The following is a 14,633-nucleotide window of genomic DNA, read 5'->3' on the forward strand; positions in this document are numbered from 1 at the left end:
GCCGCCGAACCCGGCAGCGGTGACTGTGGTTCGGTGACGACCACGTCGAGCTGCCAGGGCCGCCCGGCCCGGGTCGGCGGCTGCTGCTTGAGACATGGGTTTGTCCCGCCAACCGATTCGGTTGGCGGGACAAACCCATGTCTGCCCTAGCGGCGTGCCGACCTCAGCCGATGCGGCCCGCCACCGTGGTCGTGAACCCGGAACCGATCTGGACGGCTGTCCCGATCGTGCCGGTTCCCGTGCCCGGGAACAGGTACATGACGCCGGAGGCGTTGACACCGACCACGTCAGGCTTGCCGTCCTCGTTGAGGTCGAACACGGTGAGCCTGCTGTATCCGGCGAAGTTGCCGACGGCGGTCGGCGTGCCGAGCATCGACAGTCCGGTGCCGCCGGTGTGCCGCATCAGCGTCATGTCGCTGTTGGACGGGTTGACGGCGAGGATGTCACCCCTGCCGTCGCTGTCGAAGTCGGCCCCGAAGATGCGCCAGTTGGTGTATCCGCTGCTCTTGATGCTCACCCTGCAGCATCCGTTGGGGTAGTGGAACATCTGGCCGTCGCTGGCGCGGATGCCGTAGTGGTCGGGTTGGGGGTTGCTGTCTCCGTTGCCGGTGGTGTGGTAGACGGTCGACCAGTCGACGCCGATCCGCGACCGTGTGCTGGTGCTCAGCGTGCCGTTGGTGTTCGGGTAGAGGTAGAGCTCACCGAGGGTAGGTTCGACGGTGATGATGTCGGTCCAGCCGTCGCGGTTCCAGTCCGAGACATCCCAGCGGTGCCCGCCCCAGCCCGATCCGATCTTCAGCCGCGTTCCGAACAGCGACGTGCCGATGCTGCCCGTGGACGGGTACAGCCACAGGTCGCCTGCGGAGTCGCTGGTGATGAGGTCCGGGTGGCCGTCGTTGTTGAAGTCGTGCGGTCTCGGGTTCGGGTTGGCCATCATCTTGATCTGTGCTGCGGTGACGACACCCTGGAAGATCTGGACGTCGTCGATGCCGCCGTTGAAGTAGGAGATCTCGGCGCTGGAGTGCCACTCGTTGCCGATCATCAACTTGCCGGTGGCGTTCCAGCTGACATTCACGCCGGTGAGCTGGCCGACCTGGGTGCCGTTGACGTAGAGCGTCTGGGTGTGCGCGATCGCGTCGTACACACCGACCACGTGCTGCCAGTTCGCGGTGCTCACCCAGGCCATGCCCGATGTGGTCCGTTGGACCGTGGGCGCCGTGCTGTCGGTCATCTGGTTGGTGATCGCCCAGCCGAGGTTCGGCACGTACTGCAGCAGCGCGCCGCATTCGACGACGCCGGCCTGGCAGACGATCGTCTGGTAGCCGGTGGTCGTGGCGGGCTTCACCCAGGCCGCCACGGTGAACGACTGGTCGGTGCGCAACACGGGCCCGGCGGTCTTGAGTCTTCCGGTGGTTCCGTTGACGCTCAGCGCACCGCCGTCGGTCGCGTTGTGACCGATGGCGGTGAAAGCGGCTCCGCCGGTCAGTGTCGCGGTGTGCTGGTTGGAGGTGGCGTCGTTGGCCAGGGCGCCGGCTCGCTCCCCGAACTCGTAGTCGGCGACCAGCATCGCGCCCCGGGTGATCCCGGCGTTGACGATCGTGGGCTTGAAGTTCGTGTTGTCGAGGTAGAAGTGGGCCTCGAGCGAGCTGCCCCACGTGTTCCACAGGTCGGCGTTGCCGTCCACGTCGATGTCGGCGCCGATGATGACCGGCGCGTTGCTCGCGAGGAACCCGCCGGCCGAGATCGGGAACCGCGTGCTGGCGGCCTCACCGGCGACGATGCCGGGTACGCCGGTGGTGGTGTTGAACGCGGTACCCTGCCACCGGTCGAGTGCGCCCGTCGTGTCCGTGCGGGCGAAGAAGGCCGGGCATTCGTCGGCGCAGGTCGTGGCAGAGAGGGTCTTACCCGTCCAGCCGGAGCTGACCAGGGTGGGAAGGTCGACCATGCCGGCCGAGAAGCCGCTCGGGGGGTAGACGTACAGGTCGTCGCCGACGACAGCGAGCAGGTCGGTCAGGTATGGGGCCGCGAGTGCGTCCCGGTCGTACAGGTTGTCCGGCACGGCGACCATCTGTCCGACGGTCTGGTAGTTCGCGTTCTGGTCGTCGGTGTTGGGCAGGTTCAGCGGTATCACCCGGGTGGCGTCGGTGACGTCGAACGGTGTGCCGTCGCCGGTGCCGAGGATGATCTGCGTGTTGCTGCCCGACAGGTTGGCTGTCGGGAACCGCACGAGGATGTCCTGTGCGCCGTCGCCGTTGAAGTCACCCGGTGAGACGCTCGTGCCGATCCAGTCCCCCGGCCCGCCGATGCCGCCGGCGAAGCCGGTGCCGCGCCCCCCGACCTGGACCCCGATCGCCGACACGTGCCCGGCGTTGTCCGAACCCGCGTAGAGCCACAGGCCCGGGTTGGTCGCATCGCCGACGAGCAGCACGTCGGGCTGGCCGTCACCGGTGAAGTCGCCGTAGGGGTTCGGCGTGGCACGGGGGTCGGCCGTGAACGCGTACGGGAAGACGGCGCTGGCGTTGTTCGCGGCGTCGATCGCGTACACGTACAAGATGTTGGGCCCGACCCGGTTGATGTTCAGCTGAATCGAGGCCGTGCCGCCGGAGGCTGTGGTCTTGCCCCAGCCGCTCTGCGGCACGATCGGACCGGTGGCGGTGACCGGAGGCGCGACGTTGACACCCCACACGTACGCGACCGGGGTCGACCCACCCGCAGACGTGAACGTGAACGCGCCCGTCTCGCCGGCGCGGCCGTTCACGCCACTCGGGGGGAAGTCCGTGGAGGTCACCGTGGGTGCGCCCGGCGCGGTCTTCAGCACGCCGAACTGGCACGTCGGTGTCGACGGGCTGGTATCGAACCCGTCCGAGGTCTTCACGCTCCAGGTGTAGGTGTGCGCATCGATGAAGAACGACGCAGGTTGGGTCAACGTCGCGGTGGAACCGCTGCTGACGGACTGGGTCAGGGTGGTCACCACGTCAGGCTCGGCGGTGATGTCCGTGATGGTGAAGGTGGTGGCCAGCGGGTTGTTCGTCCCGTCGGGATCGGTGACCTTGGCGTTGAAGGTGACTGCCGTGTTGCCCACCATGCTGCCTGCCGCGGCCGGACACTGCGTCGCCGGCTGCGTCATGTAGCTGGTCGGAGTGGCCGGCGCCGAGTTGTACTTGATGGCCAGCGTCGGATTGTTCTCGAACTTGCGCCAACCGTCCCGGTCGGTCTCGGTCTCGTTGTACAGGCCGATGGTGGCGTAGGACCAACGCCCCGCGGCAGCCGAGACGATCTCACTCTTGACGTCGAACTCGACCGGGACCGGCAGTTCCGAACCGTCGGCCCGCCAGTTGCCGGGGGTCTGCTTGGTGACGATCAGGCCGCCCTTGGCCGGCTGGTTGTCCCAGGTGGTGCCGGAACCGATCGCCGAGGACGCGTTGCTGATGTGGTGAACGCTGACGTCGAAGGCGGCGTTGGTGGCGGACCACACCATCTTGGTCTGCAGGATGGCGCTGTCAATGCGCTGGTTCCAGATCGCGCTCGGGATCGCGAACTTGAAGAACGACCGGCCCTTGTAGTAGGGAGAGTCCCAGCCCTGATAGCCGACCCTGGCCCAGTCCGTGCTGTTGTAGTAGGAGGAGCCGTGGTAGTAGCTGTTGACGAACGTCCACGCGCTCTTGGTCTTGGCCACCGAATTCCAGGTGGGATCGAGGTATAGCGGATAGCGCACCGCGGCTCCGGTCAGTGAGCCGACCGGAGGGGTCAGCGTGATCGCATGCTGGTCAGCGGTCACGGCAAGCCGATCCACCTTCGCCGCGACGCCTGGACCGCGCGCGCTGGACGCGGCTGGGGCGACACCGGTGACAACGGCCCTTGCCGCGTCGGCCTTGGCCGCGGCGGGCAGCTCGGATGCGGTGCCCGAGTCCCACATCGTCGGTGTCGGCGCGGCGAAGCGGACCTCGCCCAGGGCGTCGGTGGCCGTGAGGTTGCCGGACTCGTCGGCGGCCAGCCGCAGCCCCTTGGCGGAGATCGGCAGGCGCACCTGGGTGACCATCGCGGCGGCCGCGGCATTGTGGACCACCAGGACGTGGGAGAACCCGCCACCGGTGTTGGCGGTGACGGTCAGGTCGACGCCGGGACGGATGTTCCGGTAGGTCGCCGTGGCACCTGACACCAGGGGTGCGGGAAGCCTGCCTGGCCAGGACAGCGCCAGGCTGGTGCCCTCGTTGGTCATGGACGCCAGTGGCGCCTCGCCGCCACCGGAGAGGGTTAGACCACCGGGCGTGGCCTTCGGGCTCCAGGTGCCGTCGGCGTTGCGGGCCAGCGTGGCATCCAGCGCTGTCCACGCCCCGTTGTGCTGGACCCGGACGGGCTGGGAATTGAGCTCAAGTGTCACAGTGCCATCAGGATTGGCGAGAGTACGCGTGGTCGGCGTGGTGAGCCCGGCGACATCCACCGACCGACCAGTGCTGCGAGCCTGCGCAGCGGCCTTTGCCATGGCCGTGGGCTGGACGTGAACTGCCGCTGAGAGTGTCGGCGCGGCCTGCGCGGCCTGCGTGGCCTGCGTGGGCAGCACCACAGTGGTGCCGACCGAAGCCAGCAGGGTCGGCAAAAGGGCCGACAGCCACCTGACGTGCCGCTTACTCAGATGGGTCGATCGTGTCATGACGACTCCTCCGTTGTCGGTTCCTTCACGGACACCGAACGTCATGGAGTGCCACGAGGTCGAACGGCGCGACGTAGCAGCACCTTGACGGTGCCGCTGTCGCAATCGATCAAGTTGTACTTGCCCCCGTGTCTCCGCGAGCGGAGACGATAGGCCAATCGCCGCCTACGCGCTACCCTGGGCAACAATACATAGCACATGCTGCAAATAGGACTGATCATGCCAACCATCAGGTCTCCGTTGGCATAGAACCTGTTGAATTGCCAGGTCAGCCGGTGTTGAGTGCGGCTCGGGTCTGCGGGCGGCTGATGGGCAGGTGCTCGGGCACTGGCGACAGGGCGCGGCAGCCGAGGCAAATTCAGATTCCCTCATGGTGCGTCTTTCTTGTCGGTTGTCGCAGACGGACGCGGTGCGCTGGACCGGGTCACGGTGGCGTGGCGGCGGTGCGTGTGCTGTCGGCGAGGTCTGCGGCCATGCCCAGCGCGCCGAGCACCCCGGACATGTCGTCCAGCCCGGGGGCGGTCAGGTACCGGTCGACGTCGTCGGTGAAAGCCGCGGCGTCGAGGGCGTTGCCGAGCCTGGTGACGGTTTCGGCGCGTACGGCGTCGAGCAGTCCGGGCAACTGCGCGACTCCGCCGCCGAGCACGATGCGCTGCGGTGAGAGCAGGTAGGTGATGGCGGTGATCAGCTGAGCCAGGTAGAAAGCCTGCATCGCGACCACGGCCGAGGTATCGGGTCCGGCGTCCTGGGCCGGGCGGCCCAGGCGCGCGGCCAGTGCGGGTCCGCTGGCCAGGCCTTCTACGCAGTCGCCGTGGAACGGGCACCCGCCGCGGTAGGAGTCGTCGGGGTGGCGTTGCACATGCAGGTGACCCATCTCGGTGTGGATGAGGCCGCGTAGCGGTCTGCCGGCCACGACCGCTCCCCCGCCGATGCCGGTGCCGACGGTCAGGTAGACCGCGTTGTGCAGGCCCCTGGCCGCGCCCCAGCGGGCTTCGCCGTAGGCGGCGCCGTTGACGTCGGTGTCCAGGGCCACCGGAACCGCCAGCCGACGGCCGAGGAGCCCGGCGATGTCGGTGCCGGCCCAGCCGGGCTTGGTGGTGCTGGTGATGTGGCCGTACTGCGGCGAGGCCGGGTCCAGGTCGAGCGGTCCGAATGAGGCTACGCCCAGCGCGGTGACGGCTTGGCCGCGCCGGGCGTGCTCGCTGAAGAACTCGATGACCTCGGCGAGGGTCCGCACCGGGGTGGTGGTGGGGATCGTGGCACGATGCCTGATGTCATCGGGGCCGGTGCCGATCGCGCAGACGACCTTCGTGCCCCCGGCCTCGACGCCGCCCAGCAGCGGAGTGCTCATTTGACGGCTCCGGAGGTTAGGCCGCAGGCGGCGGGCGGGGGTGGGAACTGCGGTCATGACTTCACCACTTTCTCGGCGGACAGGATCCGCCGCTGCACGAACGTGACCAGCAGGGCGATGAGCGGCAGGACCACGGCCATCGCCGAGGCCAGGCCGACCTTGCGGTACTCGAACGCCGGCGACACCGTCTGGATCACGAACGTCTCGCTGCTGTTGGCGCCTGTGGTCATGATCCAGCGGAGCTCAACCGCCGACAGCGAGCCGGAGATCACCAGCCGCCGTTCGGGGCGGTCGGGAATATGTCGGGGACACCGACGAACGGTGTGGGTGGCATGGCCGTGGAGAGGATGCGGCGGGTGGTTTCGAGGCCCCAGGCGTCGAGGGAGGCGATGCGGTCCGAGGAGGTCCGCAGCCCGCTGTACTGCTCGACGATCGAGGCCCATTCGTGGCGGCGCTGCATGTCGGGGCGGGCGATGAGGCAGTCTGAGTCGTTGACCCAGAACCGGCCATGTTGGAAGGCCCGGCCGACGGTCGACAGGGTCGCGCCCTGCTGCGACGGCATCGCGACGTCGTCGCCGTTGGTGGGCAGGTAGTGCAGTGCGGTGTCGGGGGAGACGCGCATGGCGTCCACGAGCCCGACGGAGGGCAGGATCGGCGCGCCGCAGCCGAGCAGGTATGCCTGCGGCCCGATGGCGGCACGGATCAGCGAGATACCCGAGCGGTACGCGGCCAACGGTGATGAGCCGTCGTGGCGTACGCCTTCGAGCGCTCCCGCGTACACGAAATCGACCTTGTAGAAGTCGATGTCGAGTTCGCGGAGCCGTTCGAAGCTGTCGGTGAGGTAGGCGCGTGCGCCCGGGTGGGTCGTGTCCAGTGCGTAGAGCTGGGTGTTCCAGTTGTGCCCGGCGTCGACCAGCGTGCCGTCCGGCTGCCGGAGCAGCCAGTCGGGGTGCTCTTCGAACGTCTGGCTACGCGAGGTGACGAGGAAGGGCGCGAGCCAGATGCCGGCGCGGCGGCCCGCGTCGCGGATCTGGCGGATCAGTTCGGGAAACGACGGGAACCTGTCGGAGTAGGTGAGCCAGTCGCCGATCTCACTCTGCCATCCGTCGTCGATCTGCACGACGTCCACGGGCAGGTCGTGCCGTCCGATCGCCGCGAGGTTCTCGGTGATGTCGGCGGCGGTGACCTGGGTGAAGTAGTGATACCAGGAGCACCACATCGTCGGGGCGGGACGGATGTCCACGACGCCGGCACGGGCGGCGAACCGGTCAGCCCAGTCGGCCAGTGCCCCGCGCACCGTTCGGCCGTAACAGGTTTCGATCGGGCCGTCGGCGCGGATGCGCATCCGCCCGGCGGTCAGTGACGCCCTGATCGACGGCACCGTCTCCATTCCGTCGGCAGCGGCGTACAGCCGTACCGGGCTGCCGTCGGCGGGGTCGACGACCAGCAGTCCTTCCCCTTGGAACCCGGTGCGGGGTGCGGGTGTCTCCGGCCGGTAGTTCATGATCTGGGCCGGCTGCCGTACCGGCCGCCAGGAGGTGGCGGCGGCCGGGTAGACGGTGGCCGGGCTCCAGCTCTGCCAGCCGTGTTCGTACACCGTCGCGAACGGTGACACGGTGAAGTCGTCGTAGTCGGTGAACATGCCCGTCCCTGGAGTGGCTGAGGTGTCCGAGGGCCGCCGAGGGTTCGTCCGCGGTCGCCGGTGGTCCGGTTGAAGATCTTGTTGACGTCGCCAGGTGGGACACCGATCAGCGACAGACCTCGGGTTCCGACCCGAGACGGCGATCTCGGGAAGGCGCCGGCCCGCCGAGAGCGGGCCGGCGCGCAGCGGTCAGATGCGGTAGATGGCCAGGCCCATGATGGCGGGCTTGCCGTAGGCGCCGGTCACGTTGATGTTGAGGACGCCGTCGGACACCGTGACGGTGTACGCGCCGTTCTCGCGCCAGTGGCCCAGGGCCAGGTCACCGAGGTTGCTGGCCTTGAGGACGCCCTCCAGGGTGACGTTGAACCGGCGGGTGTTGCCCTGCACCGACTCCATCTCCCAGACGTACACCTGGTAGGTGCCGTTGGCCACGGTCTGGCTCATGGTGATGGTGCCCAGGTCCGTGCCGATCAGCCCGGTGTGGAGCATGTCCACGGTGGCCGTGTCGGGCAGCGGGCTGGGCGTGACGGTGTTGGTCTGGGCGGTGCCGCCGCTGACCGTGAAGCCCGAGGACTGGGCCTGGGTCTGGCTGACCCACTGGTTGCCCTCGATGACGACCGCGGGTCCGTTGAGGTTGATGCCCTTGACGAAACCGACGGCCGGCGGGCTGGTCGACGGCTGCGGCGACGGCGAGGCCGGCGGCGCGGACGGCGACGGCGAGGTGGTGGACCCGCCGGTTACCACGGCCCGGTCGAGGGTGACGACCGTGCCCGTGGCGCCGGCGTTCTTCGTGCCGGTGTTGCGGATCCGCAGCGTGTGGTTGCCCGCGGCCAGCACGGGGCTGGTCCAGACCGCCACGTCGCCGGTCTTGGCGGCGGCGTAGAGGTCGACGTTCACCTCGGTGCCGCCGTCGACGGAGACCGCGGCGATGCCGTGATGCGAGCCCGTCACGGCCCGGTAGACGACCCGGGTGCCGTTGAAGGCCAGCGTGGCGGTCTCACCGCTGTTGAGGCTCCAGCTCTGGCTGGCGTTGTAGTACACCGCCGGAGCGGCCTCGTCGCAGGCGGTGCAGTGGTTCCAGCCGCTGTAGTTCCACTGGTTCTGCCCGGTGCCCTGGAGCGAGTCGTCGACGTTGACGGTGCCCGGCGGCTGCGGCGACGGGCTGGCCGACGGCGACGGCGAGGCCGGCGGAGAGGGCGGCGGCGACGACGGCAGGACGCCGCCGTTCTTGGTCAGCAGACGCGCGGCCTGGGTCGCGAACATCTGGTACGCCGGGTCGTACTGCGACTTGGTGGTGTCGGGTTCGCCGTAGATGGAGAAACCCTCGCCGTTGTCGGGCGGCCAGATGAAGGTGGCCGGGTTGACGTTGTCGTCCTGCGGGTGCGGTTTCGTGGCCGGGGGCACGACCTTGCCCTCGACCCGCCAGGACAGCCAGCCGGCGCAGTCGTTGTTGTTGTAGATCGCGTCGAGCCAGCCGCTGTAGATGCCCGAGCGGGTCACCTTCTCCGCCGCGCTGCGTGCCGGGTAGGCGAACTCCTGCAGGATGACCGGCTTGCCGCCGGCCACCGCCGAGGCGCAGTGCTGGTTGATCAGGTTCACGACCTGCTGCGTGGAGATGTTGTGGTACGTCGGGTAGGTGTGCCAGGTCTGGAAGTCGATCGCGGGCACGTTGGCGGCCTCGGTGTTCGGGTCGGAGCCCGCCTGCCCGCCATAGAAGCCCTCGCTGCCGGTGGTGACCAGCTGCTGGGCGCCCTGCGCCTTGATGTGGCTCGCCATCTCCTGGTACCAGCCCTGCGCCAGGGACACCGAGCTGATCTCGGGCTCGTTCATCAGGTCCCAGGCGAAGATGGTCGGGTCGTCCTTGTACTTCACGCCGGTGATGCTGTTCGTGCGGTTGAGCACGTGGCTCGTCCAGTCCTTGTACAGCTGCTTGGTACGCGGGTCGCTGTAGAAGAACGTGTACCGCTGCGGGTCGCTGGAGGCGTTGTAGTTCGGGATGTACCACGAGTTGATCTGCTGCGTGCCGCCCGCCCACTGCCAGAAGTCCATCATCGCGATGTTCAGCTTCAGGCCGCGCTGTGCGGCCTGCGCGATGACGTAGTCCCAGCGGCCCAGGCCGTTGGTGGCGCTGTCGTTGAAGGCGTACGTGTTGGTGGCGGTGTCCCAGTAGATCAGGTATGTCCCGTGCATACCCATGTTGGACGCGTCACCGGTGCTGTTCGGGTTCCAGATGTGCGGCTTGGTCGTGCCGTCCAGGGACCCGATCACCGAGTGCATGATCGTGCGTACGACGTTGTAGTTGCTCGCGTCGGCGTAGCCGAGCATCGAGTCGACCTCGGCGCGGGTGCCCCAGCCGAGGTAGTGGCTGTTGGTGCCGGCCACGTAGAAGGGCTTGCCGTCGAGCATGAACTTCGTGCCCGAGGTGGTGACGAAGCCGGGGGCGGCGTTGGCCTGGTTGGCGACGATCAGTGGTGACACCACGGCGAGGACCACCGCAATCATGAGCGGGATGGTGAGCCGGTTGAGCCGAAGAGCTTTCATGCAGGTCTCCTACCTGTGTCTCTCCTGGTGCTCCGGGGGGACCGTCGCGTCCGGGGCCGGGCGCCCCGAACGCGACATGCTTCGATTAATGCGCATTGTTGAAGCAATACGGACGCAGGCGTCCCCGGGTCCGTTCCTTGCGACGCCCGTCAGCCGGCTGCGGGCGGGTCCAGGGGTGGGATGGCGTTCGCGGCGATGACCTGCCGGAACCAGTGGCCGCTGTTCTTGATCGTGCGGTGCTGGGTGTCCCGGTCGACGTGGATGAGGCCGAAGCGCTGGCTGTAGCCGTACACCCACTCGAAGTTGTCGATCAGGGACCACATCACGTAGCCGCGCACGTCGACGCCGTCGGCGATGGCGTCGTGCAGCGCGGCCAGGTGCGCATGCAGGTAGGCGACCCGGCCCGCGTCGTCGACGCGCCCGTCCGGGCCGACCGAGTCGGGCGAGGCCACCCCGTTCTCGGCGATGACGATCGGGACCGGGCCGTAGTCGTCGCGGATCCGGTTGAGCAGCTCACGCAGGGCGCCCGCGTCGACCACGCCGTGGATGGTGGACGGGCCGTCGGCGGGCGCGATGTGCACGAGGCCGTCGCTGCCGACCCAGCGGTTGTACGGGTCGGCGGGGCCGGGACCGGCGGCGACGTACAGCGGCGTGTAGTAGTTCACGCCCAGCAGGTCTATCGGCGCGGTGACCGTGGCCAGATCCCCGCCGCGCACGAAACCCCAGTCGGTGACGTGCGCGGTGTCGGCGATCAGATCGGCCGGATACTCCCCGCGCAGCAGCGGGTCCAGGAAGATCCGGTTGCGCAGCGCGTCGGCCCGGCGCACCGCGTCGCGGTTGGCAGGGGTGTCCACGGGGGTGCGGACGGGGGCGGGGTTGAGCGCGATGGACACTTGGGCGCTGGCGGGCAGGGCCGCCCGCAGTGCCTGTACGCCGAGGCCGTGGGCCAGATTGAGGTGGTGCGCCACGGTCAGCGCGGTGGCGTCGTCGGCGACGCCGGGGGCGTGGATGCCCGAGGCGTGGCCCAGGAACGCGGTGCACCACGGCTCGTTCAGCGTGATCCACAGTGGCACCCGGTCGCCCAGTCTGGCCGCGACCAGCGCGGTGTAGTCGGCGAAGCGCTCGGTCATGTCCCGGTTCGCCCAGCCGCCCGCGTCCTGCAGCACCTGCGGGTGGTCCCAGTGGTAGAGCGTCAGCATCGGCTCGACACCATTGGCGAGCAGCTCGTCGACCAGCCGGGAGTAGAAGTCCAGCCCTTTGCTGTTGGCCGCGCCGCGCCCGTCGGGCTGCACCCGCGGCCACGACACCGAGAAGCGGTACGTGCCCAGGCCCAGCTGTGCCATCAGCGCCACGTCGGCGCGGTAGCGGTGGTAGTGGTCGACGGCGAGGTCGGCCCGGTCGCCGTTGTCCACCCGCCCGGGGACGGCGGTGAAGGTGTCCCAGACCGACGGTGTGCGTCCGTCGGCGTCCAGGGCGCCCTCGACCTGGAACGCCGCGGTGGCCGCGCCCCAGCGGAATCCCGCGGGGAACTCCGGCGGTGCGAAACGGCGGTCGGGCGCGGTCTCCGTGGGGGCGGTCATCGGCGGCTCTCCTTGCGGGTGAGGGCCCTGTCGGGCGGTTCAGCGTGTGCGGTACACCCCGGTACTGCCACGCGGCAGCAGCCGGTAGGGCTCGGCGGGCTGGGATTGCGCCCCCGGCCCGCCGTCGATGGCGGCGAAGAGCATGCGCGCCGCCTGCGCGCCCCGGCCCGGGATGTCGTGGGCCAGCGCGGTGAGCTTCGGGTTGACCAGGCGGCACAGCCGGGAGTCGTTGAAGGCGACCAGGGACAGCTCGTCCGGCACGGACAGACCCATCTCCAGCGCCACTTCGAGTCCGGCCACCGCGGTCAGGTCGGTGTGGTAGATGATCGCGGTCGGCCGGTCCGGCGAGGCCAGCAGCCGTCTGGTGGCCTGCGCGCTGTCCTCGTCGGAGTAGTCGGCGCGCACCGTCAGCGGCTCTGGCAGGCCGCGCAGGCGGCACACCTGCCGCAGCGCGTCGGCGCGGTCGACGATGTGGCGCATGTTCGGATCGCCCGACACGTGGGCCAGCCGCCGGTGTCCCAGCGCGGCCAGGTATTCCACCACATCGGTCATGCCGGCCGCGTCCTGCGACCAGATGCTCGGCAGCGTTCCGGTTCCGGCGGGCCCGCCGATGACGACCGCGGGCAGGTGCAGGTCCTCCAGGACGCCGACGCGCGGGTCGTCGTCGCGCAGGTTGAGCACGATGACGCCGTCGACCCGGTGCTCGGCCCACCACCGGCGGTAGGTGGCGATCTCGGCCTCGGTGTCCTCGACGACCTGCAGGTTGAGCCCGCAGGAGCGGGCCGACAGCTCCGACTCCAGGCCGCTGATCAGCTCCATGGTGAACGGCTCGGCGCCGAGCAGCCGCGCGGGCCGTTGCAGGGCAAGGCCGATCGCGCCGGCCCGCCCGCCCCGCAGGGCTCGGGCCGCGCTGTGCGGCCGCCAGCCCAGTTCGGACGCCACGGCCAGCACCCGCTGGCGGGTCTCCTCCGAGACACCGGGCTGGTCGTTGAGCGCGAACGAGACCGCCGACCGCGAGACGCCCGCGCGGTCGGCGATGTCGGCGATGGTCGGGCGCTTCACGGCCGTCCTCCGTTCCGCATGGGCAGCTCCCTGGTCGTTGCTACTAAACCGATTTCGTTACGGACCGGGACAGTAGCAGCGCGCTCCGTCGTACGGAAGACCCCGGTCGATCCGAGGCGGGGCGGGGCTGATCGCAGAAATAGGAAAGGAAACAGGCTCATCTGCGGTAATGCTCCTCTGGGGACATGGCGCAAAAGTTTCCGGCGTAACACGGTGTTGACGTACCTAAGGGCGCGGGCTATGGTCCCGGTCACTGTTTCGATTTAGTTCGCCATCGCGTCTTGATGACTCGCGACAGGACCGCCGGGGTTGCGACTCCGGGGTTCGCACGATGCCAGCCGGACGCACTGCTTCCGCACCTCTCCACGCGCATCGCACCTCACAGGAGTTCACTATGGAGCATGCTCGACCCAGGAAGTCCCGCCGGAGGGCCGGCGTCGTCCTGAGCGCGCTGCTGCTGGCCGCGTCGCTCGTCACGGCGGCCTGCAGCAGCGGCGGCGACGACACCGAGGCCGAGGGCGGCCCGGTCACCATCAGCTGGGGCTGGTGGAGCAACACTCCCGAGAAGGACGCGCTCTACCGCAAGTGGCTCGACGGCTTCGAGACGGCCAACCCCAACATCAAGATCAAGTCCGAGTTCCTGCCCTGGGACGCGTACTGGGACAAGGTGAAGACCACCACCGCCGGCGGCAACGCCTACGACGTGGTCGGCCTGTGCTCCTGCTTCGCGGCGTCGTACTTCGACAACGAGGTCTTCGCCGACCTCAAGAAGTTCGAGGACTACTCCGGCGCCATCACCGGCGCGCAGCCCGGCCCGGTCGGCGTCTTCGGCTGGAAGGACAAGCAGTACGCGATGCCCGTCGGCATCTCCGTGCCGCTGGTCGGCTACAACAAGGACCTGTTCAAGGCAGCGGGCGTGGCCACGCCCGACCCGGCCGTGCCGATGACCCTCGACGCCTTCAAGGAGATGGCGAAGAAGCTCACCAAGGTCAACGGTTCCGGCAAGGTCACCCAGTACGCCCTGCACCCGGGCAGCCTCAACTTCTGGGAGTCGCTCATCGCGATGCGCGGCGGCTCGATGTACGACAGCTTCGTCAGCCCGACCAAGGTCACCGTGAACAGCCCGCAGGGCATCGCCGGCCTGGCCGACTACGCCAGCCTGTTCACCGACAAGATCGTGCCGCCGATCGACGAGCAGCGCGAGAACCAGTGGCTCAACGGTGACCTGGACAGCCTGCGTACCGGCAAGGTCGCCATGGCCCGCGTCGGTCCCTGGAACTTCGCCGACATCGCCGCCAAGTCCCCGAACATCGGCGTCTTCCCCCTGCCGAAGGTCGGCGACAGCCTGGTCCTCTACTCCGGCGCCAACGGGTACGCGATCTCCGCCGAGAGCAAGCACCAGAAGGAGGCCTGGGCGTTCCTCAAGTGGATGCTCAAGACCGAGAACCAGGTCGAGTTCGCGAAGTTCAGCGACGTGCCGGTCGACGTCGAGGCGCTCAAGAAGCTGCCGGACTTCATCACCCCCAAGGAGTTCGGCCCGACCCTGCTGGCCTCCGTGCCGGCCTTCCGCCCCGGTCTGCTGACCGTCAAGGAGGAGCTGGGCAAGGACGTCGGCCTGATCATCGACGACCTGGGCCGCGGCAAGCTCACCCCCGAGCAGGCCGCCGCCGAGATCGAGAAGAAGGGCAACGCGCTGCTGTCGCAGTAGCGTGACCCGCCGGTGCGGCCCCGCGTGAACCTGCGGGGCCGCACCGGCCCGACCGGCCGCCACGGGGGCTGCCGGTCACGCACCGCCCGCCCACTGCC

8 protein-coding genes are annotated in these 14,633 nt (G+C 68.9%); 1 reads left to right on the forward strand and 7 read right to left on the reverse strand.

Going from position 1 to position 14,633, the window contains the following annotated elements; all coding sequences use genetic code 11:
- Nucleotides 1–163: 163 nt before the first annotated feature.
- The 7 genes from KUA19_RS34150 to KUA19_RS34180 form a co-directional block, all read right to left on the reverse strand.
- Nucleotides 164–4,651, reverse strand: coding sequence for a LamG-like jellyroll fold domain-containing protein (locus tag KUA19_RS34150; RefSeq protein ID WP_217402864.1), 4,488 nt, complete (start codon nucleotides 4,649–4,651; stop codon nucleotides 164–166).
- 424 nt (nucleotides 4,652–5,075) lie between these two features.
- Nucleotides 5,076–6,002: an ROK family protein gene (locus KUA19_RS34155; RefSeq protein WP_217402866.1), complete on the reverse strand. Its 927-nt coding sequence runs from the start codon at nucleotides 6,000–6,002 to the stop codon at nucleotides 5,076–5,078.
- A gap of 53 nt (nucleotides 6,003–6,055) precedes the next feature.
- On the reverse strand, nucleotides 6,056–6,232 hold the full coding sequence (locus tag KUA19_RS34160; protein ID WP_217402868.1) for a hypothetical protein: 177 nt from the start codon (nucleotides 6,230–6,232) through the stop codon (nucleotides 6,056–6,058).
- A gap of 38 nt (nucleotides 6,233–6,270) precedes the next feature.
- Nucleotides 6,271–7,644, reverse strand: a complete 1,374-nt coding sequence (locus KUA19_RS34165) for a glycoside hydrolase family 36 protein (protein ID WP_217402870.1) — start codon at nucleotides 7,642–7,644, stop codon at nucleotides 6,271–6,273.
- A 189-nt stretch (nucleotides 7,645–7,833) separates the two neighbouring features.
- Nucleotides 7,834–10,185 (reverse strand): glycoside hydrolase 5 family protein, encoded by a 2,352-nt coding sequence (locus KUA19_RS34170; protein WP_217402871.1) that lies wholly within the window; start codon nucleotides 10,183–10,185, stop codon nucleotides 7,834–7,836.
- 149 nt (nucleotides 10,186–10,334) lie between these two features.
- On the reverse strand, nucleotides 10,335–11,765 hold the full coding sequence (locus tag KUA19_RS34175; protein ID WP_217402872.1) for a GH1 family beta-glucosidase: 1,431 nt from the start codon (nucleotides 11,763–11,765) through the stop codon (nucleotides 10,335–10,337).
- 39 nt (nucleotides 11,766–11,804) lie between these two features.
- A complete protein-coding gene (locus KUA19_RS34180; protein ID WP_217402874.1) occupies nucleotides 11,805–12,827 on the reverse strand; it encodes a LacI family DNA-binding transcriptional regulator in 1,023 nt (340 codons plus the stop codon).
- 394 nt (nucleotides 12,828–13,221) lie between these two features.
- Between KUA19_RS34180 and KUA19_RS34185 the strand changes: the two genes are divergently transcribed.
- A complete protein-coding gene (locus KUA19_RS34185) occupies nucleotides 13,222–14,535 on the forward strand; it encodes an ABC transporter substrate-binding protein (RefSeq protein WP_217402876.1) in 1,314 nt (437 codons plus the stop codon).
- The last annotated feature ends 98 nt before the right edge of the window (nucleotides 14,536–14,633 follow it).

Source organism: Catellatospora tritici (assembly GCF_019083965.1).
Taxonomy (GTDB): Bacteria; Actinomycetota; Actinomycetes; order Mycobacteriales; family Micromonosporaceae; genus Catellatospora; species Catellatospora tritici.

Coding starts and splice junctions, on each gene's coding strand:
- KUA19_RS34150 (WP_217402864.1), bottom strand. CDS start 4,651: ATGACACGATCGACCCATCTGAGTAAGCGGCACGTCAGGTGGCTGTCG.
- KUA19_RS34155 (WP_217402866.1), bottom strand. CDS start 6,002: ATGAGCACTCCGCTGCTGGGCGGCGTCGAGGCCGGGGGCACGAAGGTC.
- KUA19_RS34160 (WP_217402868.1), bottom strand. CDS start 6,232: ATGACCACAGGCGCCAACAGCAGCGAGACGTTCGTGATCCAGACGGTG.
- KUA19_RS34165 (WP_217402870.1), bottom strand. CDS start 7,644: ATGTTCACCGACTACGACGACTTCACCGTGTCACCGTTCGCGACGGTG.
- KUA19_RS34170 (WP_217402871.1), bottom strand. CDS start 10,185: ATGAAAGCTCTTCGGCTCAACCGGCTCACCATCCCGCTCATGATTGCG.
- KUA19_RS34175 (WP_217402872.1), bottom strand. CDS start 11,765: ATGACCGCCCCCACGGAGACCGCGCCCGACCGCCGTTTCGCACCGCCG.
- KUA19_RS34185 (WP_217402876.1), top strand. CDS start 13,222: ATGGAGCATGCTCGACCCAGGAAGTCCCGCCGGAGGGCCGGCGTCGTC.